Raw genomic sequence first — 18,305 nt, 5'->3', positions numbered from 1 at the left:
TGAGGAATCCGAACATGCAAATCGATCTGGGCGGCAAGACCGCCATCATCAGTGGCTCCACCGGCGGCATCGGCCTGGGCATCGCCCGTAGCCTGGCGGCCTCCGGCGCCAGCGTGGTCATCGTCGGCCGCAACGCGGCCTCGGTGGCAGAAGCCGTCGCCGGCATCCACGCCAGCAACGGCAGCGCCCGTGGCGTGGTCGCTGACCTCGGTACCGCGGCCGGCGCCGATATCCTGTTCGCCGCCGAGCCCCAGGCCGACATCCTGGTGAACAACCTGGGCATCTACAACGATGTCGACTTCTTCGACACCGACGACCAGCAATGGATGGATTTCTACGAAATCAACGTGCTCTCCGGCGTGCGCCTGTCCCGCCACTACACCCCGGGCATGGTCGAGCGCGGCTGGGGCCGGGTGATCTTCCTGTCCTCGGAATCGGGCGTCGCCATCCCGGCGCAGATGATCAACTACGGCGTCACCAAGGCCGCCAACCTGGCCGTCTCCCATGGCCTGGCCAAGCGCCTGGCCGGCACCGGCGTGACCGTGAACGCGATCCTGCCGGGCCCGACCTTCACCGAAGGCGTGGCCAACCTGGTGGCCGACGCGGTGCGCCAGTCCGGCCGCAGCCCGCGGGAAGAAGCCGACGCCTTCGTACGCCGCGAGCGCCCCAGCTCGATCATCCAGCGCGTGGCCGAAGTCGAGGAGGTGGCCTCCCTGGTGACCTACATCGCCTCGCCATTCTCCTCGGCTACCACCGGCGCGGCCCTGCGCGTGGACGGCGGCGTAGTGGACAGCCTGGCGATCTGACCGGGCGGCAGGGCATCCGCGCTCGATCCTGGAGCGCAGGTCCCTGCCCTCCCCTGGGACCTACGCAAAAATAGTCAGATTTCAGGGGTTTACAGAACCCCGCCAATCGCTATAATCGTCGCCCTAACACGCCGGTATAGCTCAGTTGGTAGAGCAACTGACTTGTAATCAGTAGGTCCCGGGTTCGACTCCTGGTGCCGGCACCATATAAGACAAAGCCCTCGCAGCGATGCGAGGGCTTTGTCGTTTCCAGGATCAAGAAATCCTGTCCCAATGCCTTGAGCACGGTTTTGATCTCGGTGCCCGAGAGCTTCAGATCCGCCCCTGCCCCTCGCCAGCCTCTGGCTTCACCTGTGAAGCCGCGCCCTGTCTGAAACCACGCGGATACCGTTGCCGGTTCGCCCCTTGTGGTTGCTGCACGGTCGTCGGTACGGCTGTGTCAAACGTTTTGCGCTAGTGTTTCCCTGCGGACCAGGACGGTCCTTTGACGCAGGTGCAAACGCTCATGGCCCACCCAACGCCCTCCATCAAACTCAGCACTCTTCAGCAACTCGCGCCCTACTTGAGCCTGCACGGGGTATCGCCGCTGGAGTTTTTTCGACGTTACGGTATTTCCCCGCAGGTTTTTCAATACCCGGATGCCTGGGTGCCGCGAGCGACCTGCTTTCATATAGCCAGTGAAATGGCCGCGCTCACACAGGACCCCTTCGCAGGTGCAACGGTGGGGCATTTGATCGAGGTACGCTCGCTCGGGGCCTGGGGCGAGTTGATCCTGGGTTCGTCCAATCTCGCTCAGACGTGCGCAGTGGCGGCGATCCATACGAACTTACTGCATCAAGGGAGCGACGTAAGAATCGTCACCGAAGGCCGTACGCTGAAACTAATTCGGCAATCCACCGGACAGCACGGGGCGAATCCGAAGCAGGTCATTCTCGGCACTCTGGCGCTGCTAAGAAAAGTACCGCTCATGTCCGGTGAGCCAAGCGCCGTCCGTGTGCATTTGCAAAACCCGAGGCAACGAGGAAATGAGGCGCTGGAGAAATACCTGGGGCCGAATCTGCACATGAACGCGCAGCACAACATGATCGAATTCGATCGCGAGCTGCTCGACATCTCTCTACCGCTCGGCCGGGATGACGCCTGGAAAGTCACCGAGGCCTTGAAGTCGACCGCGAAAGCCGCCGGCATGCTTATCGAACGGATCGGGGATCAGGATCGATCCACACTTGCCGCCATAGCAAGAAACCTCGGCTTGTCTTCCCGCACGCTACAGCGTCGCCTCAAATACTGCGGCATCGACTTCGAAGAGCTGCGGGACAAAACCCGTCGCAGCGAAGCGCTACAACTGATTGCCAGCGGCAAGTACAGCGCAACCGAGATTGCCTACATGGTTGGTTACAGTGACCAAGCGCACTTTACCCGAGCCTTCAAACGCTGGACCGGAAGTTCACCATCGCGCTACAGCGCGCTTTTGAAAGATGATCGTTAACCTCTTCGCCTGGCCCTCTCCCACTATCGGGCACCTTGCAATGGCGCACTTCGCGGTACTTGCTGGTTGTGCTTTTGGCATCAAATGGCAAGTTTCCAGAGGGGGGCTCTTATAAAGTCTGAAAGGAAATGCCCACTTGAAAGAGCTAGAGGTCTACATGCCCGATTTATCAACGGCCTGTATCGTCGCCCTGACGCTGGCCACTTTTACCAATGCACACGCTCAGTCATCCGCTGACGCGACGGTGCGGGTAGATGGCGATAACTTTGCTCGTGCCGAGTCCGATCTTTATATGGGGCGGGCTCAGGCGAGCCAGATACAAGTGCGTGATGCCCTGGCTGTTCTGGGTTCGTCCCCTCCCGACTACAACCAGGCCTTTGGCCCTAAAGGCAGGGTCGATCCGATCCGCCACCTGCTCGGTGGTTGCGACGCAAAGGTCGTTAATTGTCTGGTTACGACACCCGGCTGAACTATAGCGCCAGACTCTATCTACCAAACAACGAACTACTGCGCGGCAAAGGAGGTTTCCCAAACCAGAACCCGTCGATTTATAAGTTTGACTATTCGAGCAAAAGTGAGTTTGCCTGATCGATAGGCCACGGCCATCGGTGTTAATAACGAAAGGAGTTCACCATGAAGAAAGTAATGCTTTGTTTCGCCTTGTTATTTAGCTTTACATGCAGTTTTGCTATGGCAGCAGACCGTCCCAGCTATCCCTTTAATGATAAAATCGCCAGTGGCTTGTCGCGCCACCATATTATTCCGTGGGAAGAACTGGTCAAGTTTGGTACCGACAACTTCACCAGCGATGCAGACAGAACGGACTTGATCAATGCCATTATCGGTACCCGTACTGTCAATCTCGGCTCATTCAAGAACAATGTACCGCAGTTGGTCGCCGGACTGCATACGCCGCAAAACCCCGAGGCCGTAGAAGTCTGGCAATCATTACTGGCCTGGACTCAGGGTAATCTGGTCGTGGGAACCAATACTCGCCCAGATGACCCCGGTAGCAAGTTTGATCAGGTTGCCTATAACTGCCTGAAAGTTGTTAACCACGATGCGGCCTATACCGTTATTTTTGCTAACTGGGAAAAGCCGGCAGCGACCCCTGCAAAAAAAAAGGAGTATTTCCTGACCATGGCAGCGCATGACATCGCGGATGCCGCAGGCCAGCCATGCTGGAAACCTTGATCTCATTCATCATGACGCGCAGGAAAAAATCATGGCTAATATTATTACCGTAGGCAGCATTACAACCCCTAACCCTTTTCTTTGGTTGAATCCAGACACATTGGGCCTGCCCGATGTCGTCTACGTCATTCAATCAAATGCTCCCAAAGGTGACTGGGTAGATGTAGGGCAGTTCTGCGCTGTGCTATCCAGCGCTTGGCTCAATGATGCCAAACATCCGGCAAAGTTCGACATTAGCAGTTTTGACGATCCGGGCAAAATCCAGTTGGCTCAGCAAGTGATTGATGCATCCAATAGTTTGGCCTCACAAGTAAAAGCGGCGGAACAGGCGATACACGGAACTTTTAAGTCGGAGGCCCAGATCACTAAAGAATTTTCAGCATACAAAACCGGCACTAAAGTTTGGGCGGGAAATGATAGGCATGTCATTGGGATCTACATCATTAGCGCCACACAAATGCAGGTTTATGATTCGAATCTAGGCACCGCAACCCAAAAGTCGCGCACCGCCTTTGCGCAAGTAGTGGCGGATTATCAATTGAACGCTTTTGTAGTGGCTGCTGCTTAATGTTGACAGGCGATGCGCATGAAATGCGCATCGCCGTTTTTTTTATATTATTTGGTTAGTGTTTTAACAGCCGAGCGTGCTGCATTACAGGCAAGACCAAAACCGCTTTCCAATGCAGGAATGGGTGATGAGCGCATCCCCCTTCTTGCTGCATCACAAAGACAGCCATACCCGCACCGGCTCTATCCCAGCGACCGAGCGCTGCTGCGCTTACCAGACCAAATAACGCGAGTGATCAATAAGGTTAGTATTTCCCAGTGAAACTCTAACGGGCTGTATCCACATAAAACCTAAACATCCAAGAGTTGGGAGTGCCTACAGGGCCAGGCTCCCCCCAGGCATGCGCTTCATGCTCCAATAGCCGCCGATTCCAGTTGCACGCAGGCCCCCCATGAAACCCATCGCAGCATCCATCCTCGCCCTGTTGCTCCACTCCATGCTGTTCAGCGCCCCGGCTGTGGCCGGCGATGCCGAAGTCGGCGCCAAGCTGTTCAAGCGCCTGTGCAGTGGTTGCCACAATATCGGGCCCTCGGTGCGCAGCTCGTTCGGGCCAGAGCTCAACGGCATCATCGACCGCCCGGCCGGCAGCGCCCAGGACTACCAGTATTCGACAGCGATGAAGTCCTCGGGCATCGTCTGGACCCGGGACAAGCTCACCCAGTACCTGCAAGATCCCAAGGGCGTAGTGCCCGGCACCCGGATGATTTTCTGGGGCTTGAGCGACGAAGAGAAAATCGACAACCTGCTGGCCTATCTACAGACCTTTCCTAATCCCTGATCCCGTTTCGCTTCCCCCACAAGGATGTTTCGATGAAGCTTTCCCTGCTGTCCCTGGCGACCGCCGGCCTGGCACTGGCCGTGCTCGCGCCACACGCCAATGCCGCCGGCTTCGACTGTGCCAAGTCCTCGACCTCGGTCGAGAAGGCGGTCTGCAACGCGCCGAAGCTCTCCGCCCAGGACGATGAATTGAATCGTCGCTACAACGGACTCAAGCACCTGCAGGTGTTTCGCCTGCTGCAAGTGAGCTGGCTGCGCGAGGTCCGCGATACCTGCACATCGGACGACTGCCTGGAGGGGGCCTACCGCGCCCAGTTGAAGATGCTCGCGCCGCTGCCAATCCCCCCGGTTCCGAGCAAGAACGAGTTGCTGCCCATGGACCCGACGCGCCAGTACCGTCTGGATGAAGCCGAGCACTGGCAGCGCTTCCCGTTGGCGGCCTTCCCTGCCGTCCCCCCTCGGGGTGACAAGCAGATCGTCGACGCCCAGGTGATCGATGGCGTGTTGCGCGTGGTGCTGTTCACCGGCCTGTACCAGCGGGACCAAGGCGGCTTTGTCGGGACCTTGTATGAATATGCCGATGACCAGCCGGGCCTGTATCCCATCGCCCGGGACATCGCCTTCACCGGCTGGGCCGCCCAGGGCAACAATGACCAGGGCCTGCGCTTCGCCGGGTTCGACAATGGGCTGCTGTACTACCGCCAGCGTATCGGTGGCGACCTGCAGCAAAGCATGACCTACCGCCTGGGTTCACGCAGCGCGCCCGAGGCCAGCCTGAAGTCGTACCAGACGCCCTCCAATACCCTGCGCCATGCCCGGGCGCGGGTGGGCCAGGACCTGAATGTGGATAACTACAGCCTGTCCCTGGACTACGACCAGCAGAGCCACAATACCTACAGCGAGAATGTCACCGCGCACAACGACACCGAGGATGGCTGGAGCATCGTCAACCCGACCTGGAGCGCCACCCGCCCGATCATGTACTTCGATAACGAAGGACCGCGGGCCTGTATCTGGCGAGTCGACACGCAGTACAAGACCCTGTTCAAGATCGTGCCCGAACACGATGCCGTCTCGGCACGCCCGGTGGATATCCATGGCCGCGAGGCGGTGGTGTACCTGGAAGGGGACCAGCTGAAGTTCGCCTTCAAGTACGACGACTGAGGGCAGGCGCCAGGGCAAAAAAAGGCTCGTCAATGACGAGCCTTTTTTCATGGCGCGATCCGCATCCACCTCAAGGCAGGCTGATCTTGTACTCGGCCAGCTTGGCCTGGTGCTGGGGTTCGACGTATTGCTGGTCCACCAGCTTGGCGAACGAGCTGAAGTCGCCGCGGGCATCGTCGGCCAGACCCAGTTTTTCGTAGGCAAGGCCCCGGTGATAGAACGCCCAGGCATAGTCAGGCTGACGTTGCAGGCCAGCGCTGTAGGCCTCGGCGGCCTCGCGGTATTGCCCCAGGTCGTAGAGCGCCTGGCCCAGGTGGTAATAGGTCGGCATGTTGAAGCCGGCGCCCTTGCCGGCTTCGCCCAGGTTGGCATCGAGGTTGGACTGCACCAGTTCCAGGGCCTTTTGCGGATTGCCGGCCTCACGATACAGGCGGCTCAGGTCCAGCACCGCACGGGCATTGGGCGTGCCGTCCAGCTCGATGGACTTTTCCTTGGCCGCGATGGCTTGCGGGTAGCGCTTGAAATTGGCGTAGGCATCGGACTTGAGCCAGTAGACCAGGCTCTGCATGGGCTTGGACAACTGGTTCTTCTCAAGGCACAGGTCGGCCTCTTGCAGCACCACGTCGAACTTCTCGGCCTTGGCGGCCTGGCCCACCAGGCGGCAGTGAGCGTAGTTGATCTGATCCTGGCTCTGCAGGCCGGCACACCCGGCGAGGAGCAGGGAACCCAGGAGCAGGAGCGCTCCACGAACCATCGATGTAGGCATGTTGTTCAATCCAGCAGGTGAGCGTTGAGGTCGGGACGATAAACCTGCAGCAGCGGTGCGGTGACCGTGCCCTGCAGGCTGCAGAAGAGGGTGGTACGACCGGCGATAGGCCCCCGCTCGATACCCTTGTCGATGCTCAGGACACGCTCGACGAAACCGAACGGCGTAGCCACGCCGCCCCCGGCCAGGCCCTGGGTCCGCCATTGCAGGATCGGGTCGCCGATCCGCCTGATGTCCACACGGCTGAGCGCACTGCGATCGTCCTTCAGGCGGGCGTTGTCCACCAGCAGCGGCTTGAGGCTCGCCACCACCTCGCGGGGTTCGCCTTCGGCGACAAAGCCCCAGAACAGGAGGTTGCCCGCCGACTTCAGCGACATGGCTTCGTTGTAGTAGCCCACCAGGCGCACACCGTTGACCACCAGAGGCTGTTCGAACGCCTGGTAGCGACCACCTTCCTGCAACGGATTCAGGATACGGGGCGCCTTGACCGTGCCGTACTGGGCAAGGTCCAGGGTGCCAGCCGGCAACCGCGCGGTGTTCAGGCTCTGGAAGAACTGCGCATCGCAGCGGGAAAAATCGCTGAGCAATTGCTCGGGCGAGATCGCTTGCTGGCCCTGGGCGATGCTGGCGACACCCAGCAGGCACAGGCCGGGCAATAGGGAACGGAACATCGAGATCATCCGTGACGAAAAAGGGGACGGACTGTAGCAAGATTGATATCACCCAGCTACACAGCAGCGGGCAACTGCCCGGCATGAAAAAGCCCCGAACCAGTCGGGGCTTTTTTGCATTGCGCCACCTGCAACCAGGTGGTGATCAGGCGTTCATCAGAACACGTTGATCGGGTAGTCGACGAATACGCGCAGTTCGTTGCCGCCCACGTTGTAGTCGGAAGACTTCTGCGATACGCGCAGGACCGAACTGCGAACCTTCACGCTCAGGTCCTTGGCCGGGCCGCTCTGCACTACGTACTTGAACTGGTTGAAGATTTCCCGCTCGCTGCCACCGGAGGACGTTGCGGTGGTGATGTTGTCGCCACGCACATAGGCCACGTTGTAGGTCAGGCCCGGTACGCCGAAGGCGCCGAAGTCCAGACCGTAGCCCAGCTGCCAGCTGCGTTCGTCTTCGGCGTTGAAGTCGGACCAGTAGGAGTTGGCCAGGTAGATGGTGTTGCCGCCATCGCCCACGCGACCTTGATCACGCTGGTAGCCGCCATAGGCATAACCCAGGTGGCTGTCGCCCGTGCTGCGCTGGTGCGCCAGGGTGAAGGAGTGCGGGCCGGTGGCATAGGTGGCCGCCAGGCTCCAGATCTTGTTGTCCTGGCCGCCAGCCTTGGCCTTGGTCGCATAGGACTTGTCCAGCTTGGTCTGATAGCCGTTGAAGTCCAGGGTCAGGGACTGATCGGTGGCCAGCGGGAACACATAGTTCAGGTTCACGTACTGCTTCTTCAGCACGTCTTCGACGTCGGAAGCGTAGAACGCGCCCTTGAACTGTTCGGTGAACTGGTAGCTACCGCCCAACACGTTGATCGACTTCAGGCCACCGCTGTCACGACCTTCGTCGCTCTTGCGCGATTCGGCGGTGAAACGACCGGCGTTCAGCTCCAGGCCCTTGATCTCCTTGGAGGTGATCAGGGTACCGGTGTAGCTTTCCGGCAGCAGGCGCGCGTTGTCGTAGTTCAGTACCGGCAGGGCCGGCATCTGGTCGCCGTAGGTCAGCACGGTGTTGGAAATGCGGAACTTGACGGCAGCGCCGGCCTTGGCCAGGTCGTTGGCGGCCTTGCCGCTGTTGTCTTGTTTGAAAAAGTCGATGCCGCCGGCACCGCTGCGGCCCTTGCCGCCATCCAGGCGCAGTGCGTACAGGCCGAAGGCGTCAACGCCCACGCCCACGGTGCCCTGGGTGAAACCGGAGGAGAAGGTACCGATGAAGCCTTGGCCCCACTCAGCCTTGTCCTTGTTACCGTCTTTGTAGTCACGGTTGATGTAAGCATTGCGCAGCAGCACTTTCAGGCTGCTGTCTTCGACGAAGCCCTTGGCATCGGCCTGGCCGTCGGCCATGGCTTGTGTAGCGCTCAAAATCCCCAGTGCAATCAAGCAGATCCGCTGTTTAAACATTTTATTTTCCTTATTACGGTTTGATGACGCGCTGTGAGCTTGTGCGGCTATGGCGTTTGAACGCTCTTCTACCGTCGAAACAAAAAACCCGCCCACATGGGATGGTGGCGGGCCTTTTATCACTCTGAAATATGGCTCTTAGCCACAGGCGTTAAGACAAATCCTATCCGTGGCCTTAACAACGTGTCAATTTCGTGAATCGTCTTAAAATAGCTGAAAATATTCTAAGAACTGCGGGCTAGAGCATTGCCAGCTGCACGCTGTGACTATCAACGAACTGTTCGAAATGCGTGACCTTGCCATTCTTGAGTGTCCACAAGTGAGCCACTCGTACATCGATGGGTTTGCCAGAGGCCTTATAGATGCCCTGGTAATTGCCATAGGCGACCACTTTGTCACCCTCGGCCACGTAGCTGTCGACCTTGAACGTGAAGTCCTGCCACTCCGAGCCCAGGCGCTTGAAGACATGCTCCAGCACTTCGTCGAAGCCGACATAGGTGCCGGCATAGGGAAAGCCCGCCGCTTCGGTCCAGCGTGCATCGGGAGCCAGGGCCGCCGCGGTGTTACGCGCGTTTTCCTGGGAGTTGGCGCCTTCGTAGGTGCTTTTGATCAACGCAAGGTTATCCATGGGTGACTCCACTGGGTTCAGGTGAGATCAGGGCGTGCAACCGTCCAGGCCACAGCTTGGGGCAACGCCATCATGAGGGCCGCTACCGGCGCCCAGGGAGGTCTTCAGCCACTGGGCGAAGGCCTCGGGTTTACCCAGCCAGGGGCTGAGGTCAAGCAACTGGAAGTGCCCGTCGCGCTCCAGTGCCAGGGTCGGGAAGCCTTGCCCGCCAACCTGGGCCAGCAGTGCACGGCTGGCTTTTATATGCTCGTCAAGCTCCTGCGCCACGACCCGGTCGAGGCCTTCGGCGAATGCCTGCGGGGCAAAGCCCAGTTCTTGTGCCAGCTCCAACAGCACCTCGCGATCGGCGATCCGCCGCCCTTCAAGATAGTGCGCGGTCTGCAAGCGTCCCAGCAGCTCCAGGCCCTGGCCAGCCAAGGCTTGGGCCGTCAGCACGGCAGCGATGGGCGGCGCCGAGTCGAACACCGCCGAGTGGTCGCGCAGCAACCCCTCGAAATAGGCCTGGCCGAACGGCTGCCCGGTGTACTCGGCAATACGCCGATCGTGAGGCATGACGTAGTCACGCAATTGTGGCGATACCGGCTGGCGGTTGCGGCCGGTCATCATGCCGCCGGCATGGGCCACCACCGGTACCACTGCCTGGGCAGCCTGCACCAGCGGTTTGGCGCCATAGCACCAGCCGCACAGCGGATCGTAGATGTAATGAAGAGTGGCCGAGGACATACGAGGCTCCAGCAGGATCTTGGGAATTCGACAGGGCCCAGACTATGCCCCGCGGGCCAACGGAAAAACCTCGAAATGGCTTTTAGTCTGTTGCCGTAACCGGTCGAATCTTTCCATTTGAGTAGCGCCAGCGGACGAATCATTGGCTGGAATTGAAGTGATAGCGCTTTGAAATAATTTGAAACAATAGACCCGATCGTGTTTTAGCAAATAATTAACATACGTAAATAGCAAGCATTACCATTCGCACCCTTCGAATTTCCTCCTCTCGGATGCGCTTCATAATGCCTGCCCATTTCCGCCTCACCCCCCTGTCCCTGGGACTCTGCACCCTGCTGGCCAGCGGTTTCGCCTGCGCCGCCGGCACCACCCTGCCCACCACCTCCATTCGTGCCGAGGCAGGGAGCAGCCCCGACGACCCCCGGGTCAGGGAAGTGAGCACCGCGACCCGCACCTCGACGCCTGCCCGCTACGTGCCCCAGGCCATCGATACGGTGAAGACCAGCAACCTGCGCGATTACGGTACCAACGACCTGGGCAGCGCCCTGGGCGGTATTCCCAACGTCAGCAGTAGCGCCGACACACGCTTTGACAGCATCCGGATTCGTGGCTTCGACGCCAGCAACGACTTCTACCTGGATGGCATCCGCGACGACAGCCAGTATGTGCGCGACCTGCACAACATCGAGCGGATCGAGGTCCTCAAGGGCCCGGCAGCGGTGCTCTATGGCCGTGGCAGCCAGGGTGGCATCGTCAACCGGGTGAGCAAACTGCCCGAAGCCGGGCGCCGTTCCAGCGTCGAGGTCCAGGGTGGCAGCCAGGACCTGCGTAGCCTGTACGCCGACCTCAGCGCCGACCCGACGGACAACATCAGCTTGCGCCTGAACCTGGGCAACGAGGACAGGAACAGCTTCCGCGATGGTATCGACGGCAATCATCGCCAACTGTTCGCCCCCTCCATGAGCTGGCAACTGAGCCCGGACCTGAACTGGCTGGTGCAATACGAGTACAGCCGCTACGACCGCACTCCCGACCGTGGTATCCCGGGTAACCCGCTGACCGGACGCCCGGCCGATGTCAGCCGCAAGACCACCTATGGCGACACCCAGCGCGACTACATCAACGACCGCGCCCAATCGCTGCGCTCGCGCCTGAGCTATGACCTCAACGACCAGTGGCAACTGCGTCACAGCTTCAGCCTGTTCAAGCTGGAGAGCGATTTCGACAACACCTACCTCACAGGCTACAAACCGGCGACAGGCCTGGTAGACCGTCAGCGCTGGCAGCAGGACCTGAGTACCCGCAACCTGTACAACACCGTCGAGCTCGAAGGCCATGTGCAAACCTACGGCATCGAGCACACATTGCTGGCGGGCCTGGAAGTAGGCGAGCAACGCCGCCACTCGCTGCTCAATCAAGGCGTCGGCGTGCCCGGCGCTCCCCTGAGCGGCGCCACCGCACGCCAGCAGCACAACGGTGCGATGAAGGTATTCAGCAACAACCTGACCAACGTCGACAGTGCCGGCCTGTACCTGCAGGACCAGATCCGCCTGAACGACGAGTGGCAGTTGCTGGCCGGCGTACGCTTCGACCGCTTCGAAGTGGAAACCACCAGCAAGCTTTCGGGCCTGCAGGAAAAGCAGGACAGCACCAGCACCAGCCCACGTGTGGGGCTGGTCTACACGCCGTGGAAAGATCACTCGTTCTACGCCTCCTGGAGCAAGTCCTTCGCCCCGGTTGGCGGCGGTCTTATCGGCATCTCTCCGGGAGCCAAGGGCAATACCAACCAGACCGCTCCCGAGCTGACCCGACAGAAGGAAATCGGGGTCAAGAGCGAGTGGCTCGACGAGCGCTTGAGCACCACCCTCGCGCTGTACGAAATCGAACTGTACAACCGCCGTACAGAAGACCCGCTGAACAAGGGAACCTACCTGCTGACGGGGCTGCAGCGTTCACGCGGCCTCGAACTGACCGCCACCGGCAATGTGGTCGGCAATTGGTATGTACGAGGAGGCATCGGCCTGCAGGACGCCACCATCGTCAAGGACGACAACGGTAACGAGGGCAAGCGCATCAACGATGTGGCCAAGCGTAACGCCAGCCTGTTCGTGACCTGGAAACCCGAGCTGGGCTGGTATGCCGAAACCGGCCTGACCCTGGTGGGCGATCGTTTCGCCGACAACGCCAATACCGTGGCGCTACCCGGCTACGGCCGCTGGGACGCCCTGGCCGGCTACCGCCACAAGGACTGGGATGTGCGCGCGGCGCTGAACAACATCGCCAACCGCGACTACTACAGCTCCGCCACCAGCGCCTACCAGATCCAACCGGGCGACCCCCGCAGCCTGGTGGTCAGCGGGACCTACAGCTTCTGATCCGTGCGGATCACAGGCGAAAAAAAGCGCTGCCATCCTGGCAGCGCTTTTTACAATCCATTGTCGTTCTATCCTTTCACCACATCCCACAGTGCTTGCAGCTCCGCCTCGCTGAGCAATCCAGCGGGGTAACGCTCGATGATGATCCGGCGCGGATCAGGTTCCCTCATCTGACGCGTGCCATTGGATTTCAACCATTGCACCAGAACCTGCAGTGACTCATTACTCATTGCCAAGGGATGCGATGCCCGCTCGCTGACCATGTTCATTCCAGCGCTCTCTCCCGGTATCTGAGCGGCCTAACTTATCCAAGGTTTATGACAGAACATCAGAGTTCCACATGTCTCAGAATCACCACAGGTCCGATACAAGAGCTGTGCCAATGTGCCCGGCATACGGGCATGCGGCCATGAAAAAGCCCGCAACCCATCTGGGCTGCGGGCGCTCTGAAGAATCTCAGGATGGGCCGGGTTTGTTGACCGTCACGCAGTCGACAACTTCTGTTACAACGGCACTCAAATCCGGTGGGGGGCGGGCTGCTGTTGGGTAAGGCAGTGGATGTTGCCGCCGCCCAGTAACAGTTCGCGCCCAGGCACCATCACCACTTCGTGCTCAGGGAACAATTGCTGCAGGATCGCCTTGGCGGGTGCGTCCATCGGATCATCGAAACTCGGGGCGATGATCCCGCCATTGACGATCAGGAAGTTCACGTAGGAGCCGGCCAGGCGCACCGATGGGTTGCGCTCCTGGCTGCCTTCTACCGCATCGACTCCGGCGCACTCTTCCTCGGTGGCATACAGCGGCCCGGGGATCGGCATCTTGTGCACCTTGAACGCGCGGCCCTTGGCGTCGCGGGTGTTTTCCAGCACCTGCATGGCGGCCTGGCAACGAGGGTAGTTCGGGTCCTGCGGGTCGTCGGTCCAGGCCAGCAGCACTTCGCCCGGACGCACGTAGCAGCAGAAGTTATCCACATGGCCGTCGGTTTCGTCGTTGTACAGGCCGTCCGGCAGCCAGACGATCTGTTCCACCGCCAGGTGATCACGCAGCACCGCCTCGATCTGCTCGCGAGACAGGTGCGGATTGCGGTTGTGGTTGAGCAGGCATTCCTCGGTGGTGATCAGGGTGCCTTCGCCATCGACGTGGATCGAACCGCCCTCGAGCACGAAGCCCTCGGTGCGGTATTCCTGGCAACGCTCGATCTCCAGCACCTTGCTGGCCACCTGCTCATCGCGATTCCACGGCGCGTACAGGCCGCCCTCGAAGCCGCCCCAGGAGTTGAAGCCCCAGTGCACGCCACGTACTTCGCCGGTGTCGTTGATGACGAAGGTCGGGCCGGTGTCGCGGACCCAGGCGTCATCGCTGGACATCTCCACCACGCGGATATTGGGTACGTCCAGGCGCGCCCGGGCGTTTTCATACTGGGCCGCGGACACCGCCACGGTCACCGGTTCGAAGCGGGCAATGGCCTTGGCCACTGCGGCATGGGCCGCCTGGGCTGGCTTGCCGCCCAGGCGCCAGTTATCCGGACGCTCGGGCCAGATCATCCAGGCCTGGGTCTGGGTGGCCCATTCGGCCGGCATGTAGAAACCGTCGGCGCGCGGCGTGCTGTGCAAAGTACTCATAGTGTTCAGGACTCCAGGGAACCGTCGAGGGTTTTCAGGGCGCCATAGAGGTTCGGACGGCGGTCACGGAAACTGCCCCAGGCGCTGCGGATGTGCTCGAGCTCGTCGAGGTCGAAACTGTGCACAAGGATACCTTCTTCGGTCTGGTTGAGCTCCTGGACCTTCTCGCCGAACGGGTTGGCGATAAAGGACGAACCGTAGAAGGTGATGTCGTAGCCGTCCTGCTCCTCGTTGCCGATGCGGTTGCTGGCCACCAGCGGCATCAGGTTGGCGCCGGCATGGCCCTGTTGCACCCGCTGCCAATGGTCGCGCGAAGAAATGCTCGAATCGTGGGGCTCGCTGCCGATGGCGGTGGGGTAGAACAGGATTTCTGCCCCCTGCAGGGCCATGCTGCGCGCGCACTCGGGGAACCACTGGTCCCAGCAGATGCCCACGCCAATCTTGGCGTAGCGGGTGTTCCACACCTTGAAGCCGGTATCCCCCGGATTGAAGTAGTACTTCTCGTGGTAACCGGGGCCGTCCGGGATATGGCTTTTACGATAAATCCCGAGGTTGCTGCCATCGGCATCGATGATCGCGATGCTGTTGAAGCGCGCCCGGCCAGCCAGTTCGAAGAAGCTGATGGGCAGCACCACTTGCAGCTCCCGGGCAAGCTTCTGGAAGTGCGCGATGGCCGCATTGGCCTCGGTCGGCGTGGCCAGTTGCAGGTAGTCCGGATTGGGCTTCTGGCAGAAGTACGGAGTCTCGAACAGCTCCTGGATCAGGATGATCTGCGCGCCCTTGGCGGCGGCTTCGCGCACCAGCTTTTCAGCGGTGTCGAGGTTGGCCTCAAGGTCCCAGGAACAGGCCATCTGGGTAGCGGCGACGGTAACGGTACGGCTCATGGATCAACTCCTGGGCGAATGGACGCAGTCGAAGACAACGGATGAAAGCGTGCGGGCACGGCAAATTTCTGCCCGACGACGGCCACTTTATATCCGATAAAAATCGACTTTAGAAGCTAATAAGATCCATAGAATCAAAAAACATCGAAATAAATTCGATAATAATCGATTTAAGCCATTTCAATACCTAGGCTGTCCCCATGGGCCGGCTCCCGCCCAGCAACCTGGACATGCGGCGCCGGTCCATGAGGGTCCAGGCCTAGAGTTCTTCGCCCAACACCTTGGACAGCATGTCGACGAAGAAATCGACACTCTGCCGGGTGGTGACCATCGGTGGCTTGATCTTGAGAATATTCAGGTAGTCGCCGGTGGGCTGCATGAAGATGCCCAGCTCGCGCAGGCGCTCGCACAGCAGGGCGGTTTCCTCGGTAGCCGGTTCCAGGGTCTGGTGATCGCGAATCAGCTCCAGGCCCAGGTAGAAACCCGAACCATGCACCGCCCCCACCAGCGGATGCAGGGCCTTGAGTGCCTCCAGGCGCTGCCGGAAGTGCCGTCCCACGACCCGGGCGTTGTCCCAGAGCCCCTCTTCACGCATGACATCCAATACCGCGATGCCAATGCGGCAACTGACCGGGCTGCCGCCGGACGAGGAGAAGAAGTACCCTTCGGCCTCCAGCGCCTCGGCGATCTCGCGCCGGGTGATCACTGCCCCCAGGGGCTGGCCGTTGCCCATGCCCTTGGCCATGGTGATGATGTCCGGGACCACGCCTTGCTCCTGGAACCCCCAGAAGAATTCGCCCATGCGGCCATACCCCACTTGGACCTCGTCGGCGATGCACACCCCACCCCGCTCCCGGACCCGCTGGTAGACCTCACCCAAGTAGCCCTTGGGCAGCGAGATCCCACCGGCATTGCCATACACCGGCTCGCAGATGAAACCGGCCAACTGGCGCCCTGTTTCGTCGAGCTTGGCCAGTTGCTGGTCGACGCTGCGCAAGTACTGCGCGGTGGTGTCCGGGCCCCGGAACTCGCCACGATAAGTGTTGGGGGCGGTTACCGGGTGGACCCAGTCCGGGCGGCTGGTGAGGGCCTGGGGGTTATCGGCGATCGAGGTGGAAACCGCATCGGCAGCCACCGACCAACCGTGGTAGGCCTCCAGCACGCTGAGCATGTCGCGTCCACCGCTGTAGGCCCAGGCCAGGCGGATCGCCAGGTCGTTGGCCTCGGTGCCACTGTTGACCAGGAACACCCGGTCCATGGAGTCCGGCGCCAGCGCCAGCAATTGCTCGGAGAACTCGGCAATGGCCGCATAGTGAAAGCGCGAGTTGGTGTTGAGCAGCGACCACTGGCGCGCAGCTTCGGCGGCCATCCGCGGGTGGCCATGGCCGAGCACCGCGACGTTATTGAGCATGTCCAGGTAGGAGCGCCCCTGCATGTCGATCAGGTGATTGCGCCAGCCCCGCTCGATCCGTGGTGGATCGACGTAATAGTGCTTCTGGGTGCGGGCGAAACTGGCATCGCGCCGGGCCAGCAGGGCCTGGGCATCCACCTCCGGCTCAGCATCGCAGGCCAGCCCCAGCAGTGCCGCCGGCGAGGGGCACAGGGCCTGCCAGGCCATAGCCCGGGTCGGGGTGCAGAACAGCGGTGGATCGAGCTCGGCGCCACGGCACAACTGCACCTTGAGCCGACCGTCGGCCGCCACGGCCCCCAATACCTGGCCCTTGACCAAGGCGGCTCCTGGTTGCAGCGCCGCCTCGACACCCCACAGGCGCAAGCTCAGCCCTGGCCCATCAAGGCGCAGCAGGCCGCCAGCGGCCGTGTGCAGGACACCGGCGAACGGGGCTTCCACCGTGGTACCCGAAGGCACTTGCAATTGGACATGCACAGGACAGGTTTGCGGCTCCAGCGCGCTGTCGGGACGGGTCTGCGACAGGCGGTATTGGCCATAGCGACTGGCGGCCAGGCCATGGGCGGCCCCCGCTTCGGCCAGCAGGCGATCGTCGATTCCCGGTTGTTCCCAGTTACCGGCCTCGAAGTGCGGGCTCAACACCCCCAGGTCGATCAGGGCGAACTCACGCCCTACCAGGCTTGGCAACAGCGGAGCAAAGCCCTCGCTGGCGATGGCCGGCAGCGACTGGCCGACAGCCCCCAGAATCGCCGCCTCCATCAGTTCGAAAGGCACGGAAGAAGCGACCCGGAAGATTTCCCACTCGTGATTCAGGTTGGCGCGGCTGTATTCGTTGCCCGGATCGATACCGACCTGCTGCTCACCGCTGAGTACCAGCACCGCGGCCCGGGCAACGATCAGAGGCCACAGCGCCAGCAACTCCGAGCGCTGCAGCGGATTGACCTGGTGGTAGGCCTGGATTGCCGGCAGGATGCGCAACGGATCGCCCTCGGCGTGATGCAACAGCGACGCGCAAGTCACCGACAGGTCGGTGATGCGCCAGGTGCGGACCAGATCGCCGAAATCGATCACCCCCTGCAATTGCCAATGCCGTGCCGCGTCTCGGCGCCAGACGACGTTGTCGTCGGTGATGTCCATATGGATCGCCTGTACCGGCAACTGCTCGACCAACGGTCGCAGGTGACGCTCGGCGCGCTGCGCCGCCGCCGCGATCAAGGCGCGTTGCCGGGGATCCTCGATCACTGGCAGCAAGTGCTCGATCAATGCCTGGGCATGCCGGGCATCCCACTGCAGGGTGCGCTCGAGCCCGGGATGCTGGAAATCCGCCAGGGCCAGGTCCATCTGCCCGCAGAGCCGCCCCAGGCCCGCGACCAGCTCGATGCCCAGGTGTGGCAGATGGGTCAGGGAGCGGCCTTCTATATAGTCGAGCACGCGTACATGCAGGGTCTGTCCGGCAAGCTCCAGGGTCAGCAGGTCCGCACCGTTCTTGGCCGGAACGACCCGAGGCACCCGCAATTCGGGATGCTGTCGCAAATGCCCGAGGCCTTCATGCTGCGCCTGCAACTCCAGGGTGGAGTAGTCGCCACGGCAGATCTTCAGCACAAAGCGGCCTTGCGGGCTGTCGAGGCGGTAATTGAGATCCTGCTGGCTGCCCAGCGACTGCAAGGAACCTTGCAGGCCGTAGTGGGTCTGCAACAGCTCCAGCGCTTGCTGCTCGGTGACCTGTGGACTGGGCAGGCTGGCACGGTGGATCAAGGTGGCGAGCAACATACAACGACCCCGGTAAT

17 protein-coding genes and 1 tRNA gene are annotated in these 18,305 nt (G+C 61.0%); 9 read left to right on the top strand and 9 right to left on the bottom strand.

Annotated features, from left to right (window positions below; genetic code table 11):
• The first annotated feature begins 14 nt into the window (after positions 1-14).
• The 8 genes from C4K39_RS01640 to C4K39_RS01605 all read left to right on the top strand — a co-directional run bounded on the left by C4K39_RS01640 (position 15) and on the right by C4K39_RS01605 (position 5,998).
• Positions 15-806 carry an SDR family NAD(P)-dependent oxidoreductase gene (locus C4K39_RS01640; protein WP_022639205.1) on the top strand — a complete coding sequence of 264 codons (792 nt, stop codon included), beginning with the start codon at positions 15-17 and terminating at the stop codon, positions 804-806.
• A 130-nt stretch (positions 807-936) separates the two neighbouring features.
• Positions 937-1,012: transfer RNA gene (locus C4K39_RS01635), tRNA-Thr, on the top strand.
• Positions 1,013-1,311: 299 nt separating this feature from the next.
• Entirely contained in the window at positions 1,312-2,295 is a 984-nt protein-coding gene (locus C4K39_RS01630) for an AraC family transcriptional regulator (protein WP_124345516.1), read from the top strand.
• Positions 2,296-2,431: 136 nt separating this feature from the next.
• Entirely contained in the window at positions 2,432-2,764 is a 333-nt protein-coding gene (locus C4K39_RS01625; RefSeq protein ID WP_225926553.1) for a hypothetical protein, read from the top strand.
• 164 nt (positions 2,765-2,928) lie between these two features.
• Positions 2,929-3,489, top strand: coding sequence for a hypothetical protein (locus C4K39_RS01620; RefSeq protein WP_068580256.1), 561 nt, complete (start codon positions 2,929-2,931; stop codon positions 3,487-3,489).
• Complete coding sequence (locus C4K39_RS01615; RefSeq protein WP_068580253.1) at positions 3,458-4,057, top strand: hypothetical protein; 600 nt, start codon at positions 3,458-3,460, stop codon at positions 4,055-4,057. The genes C4K39_RS01620 and C4K39_RS01615 overlap by 32 nt, the downstream gene beginning before the upstream one ends.
• Positions 4,058-4,448: 391 nt before the next feature.
• On the top strand, positions 4,449-4,835 hold the full coding sequence (locus C4K39_RS01610; protein WP_068580251.1) for a c-type cytochrome: 387 nt from the start codon (positions 4,449-4,451) through the stop codon (positions 4,833-4,835).
• Between the two features lie 32 nt (positions 4,836-4,867).
• On the top strand, positions 4,868-5,998 hold the full coding sequence (locus C4K39_RS01605) for a lysozyme inhibitor LprI family protein (protein ID WP_068580249.1): 1,131 nt from the start codon (positions 4,868-4,870) through the stop codon (positions 5,996-5,998).
• A gap of 70 nt (positions 5,999-6,068) precedes the next feature.
• On the opposite strand, the gene C4K39_RS01600 is transcribed toward C4K39_RS01605, so the two are convergent.
• From C4K39_RS01600 to C4K39_RS01580, 5 genes are all read right to left on the bottom strand, one after another.
• Positions 6,069-6,764 carry a tetratricopeptide repeat protein gene (locus C4K39_RS01600; RefSeq protein WP_068580247.1) on the bottom strand — a complete coding sequence of 232 codons (696 nt, stop codon included), beginning with the start codon at positions 6,762-6,764 and terminating at the stop codon, positions 6,069-6,071.
• 5 nt (positions 6,765-6,769) lie between these two features.
• Complete coding sequence (locus C4K39_RS01595; RefSeq protein WP_225926552.1) at positions 6,770-7,435, bottom strand: hypothetical protein; 666 nt, start codon at positions 7,433-7,435, stop codon at positions 6,770-6,772.
• Positions 7,436-7,591: 156 nt separating this feature from the next.
• Entirely contained in the window at positions 7,592-8,878 is a 1,287-nt protein-coding gene (locus C4K39_RS01590) for an OprD family porin (protein WP_068580243.1), read from the bottom strand.
• Positions 8,879-9,116: 238 nt separating this feature from the next.
• Complete coding sequence (locus C4K39_RS01585; RefSeq protein WP_068580240.1) at positions 9,117-9,506, bottom strand: nuclear transport factor 2 family protein; 390 nt, start codon at positions 9,504-9,506, stop codon at positions 9,117-9,119.
• 27 nt (positions 9,507-9,533) lie between these two features.
• On the bottom strand, positions 9,534-10,229 hold the full coding sequence (locus C4K39_RS01580) for a DsbA family protein (RefSeq protein ID WP_124345514.1): 696 nt from the start codon (positions 10,227-10,229) through the stop codon (positions 9,534-9,536).
• A gap of 284 nt (positions 10,230-10,513) precedes the next feature.
• On the opposite strand from C4K39_RS01580, the gene C4K39_RS01575 reads away from it, so the two are divergent.
• Positions 10,514-12,604 (top strand): TonB-dependent receptor, encoded by a 2,091-nt coding sequence (locus tag C4K39_RS01575; RefSeq protein WP_068580237.1) that lies wholly within the window; start codon positions 10,514-10,516, stop codon positions 12,602-12,604.
• 68 nt (positions 12,605-12,672) lie between these two features.
• On the opposite strand, the gene C4K39_RS01570 is transcribed toward C4K39_RS01575, so the two are convergent.
• The 4 genes from C4K39_RS01570 to C4K39_RS01555 form a co-directional block, all read right to left on the bottom strand.
• A complete protein-coding gene (locus tag C4K39_RS01570) occupies positions 12,673-12,873 on the bottom strand; it encodes a hypothetical protein (RefSeq protein WP_068580235.1) in 201 nt (66 codons plus the stop codon).
• 246 nt (positions 12,874-13,119) lie between these two features.
• The gene (gene aguA / locus C4K39_RS01565; RefSeq protein ID WP_068580233.1) at positions 13,120-14,226 is read right to left on the bottom strand and encodes an agmatine deiminase; all 1,107 of its coding nucleotides are present in this window, start codon (positions 14,224-14,226) and stop codon (positions 13,120-13,122) included.
• A gap of 5 nt (positions 14,227-14,231) precedes the next feature.
• The gene (aguB, locus tag C4K39_RS01560; protein ID WP_124345513.1) at positions 14,232-15,110 is read right to left on the bottom strand and encodes an N-carbamoylputrescine amidase; all 879 of its coding nucleotides are present in this window, start codon (positions 15,108-15,110) and stop codon (positions 14,232-14,234) included.
• Positions 15,111-15,369: 259 nt separating this feature from the next.
• Positions 15,370-18,288, bottom strand: a complete 2,919-nt coding sequence (locus tag C4K39_RS01555; RefSeq protein WP_124345512.1) for an aminotransferase — start codon at positions 18,286-18,288, stop codon at positions 15,370-15,372.
• Positions 18,289-18,305 lie beyond the last annotated feature (17 nt).

The organism is Pseudomonas sessilinigenes (assembly GCF_003850565.1).
GTDB classification, from domain to species: domain Bacteria; phylum Pseudomonadota; class Gammaproteobacteria; order Pseudomonadales; family Pseudomonadaceae; genus Aquipseudomonas; species Aquipseudomonas sessilinigenes.
This window is presented reverse-complemented; position numbering and strand designations above follow the sequence as displayed.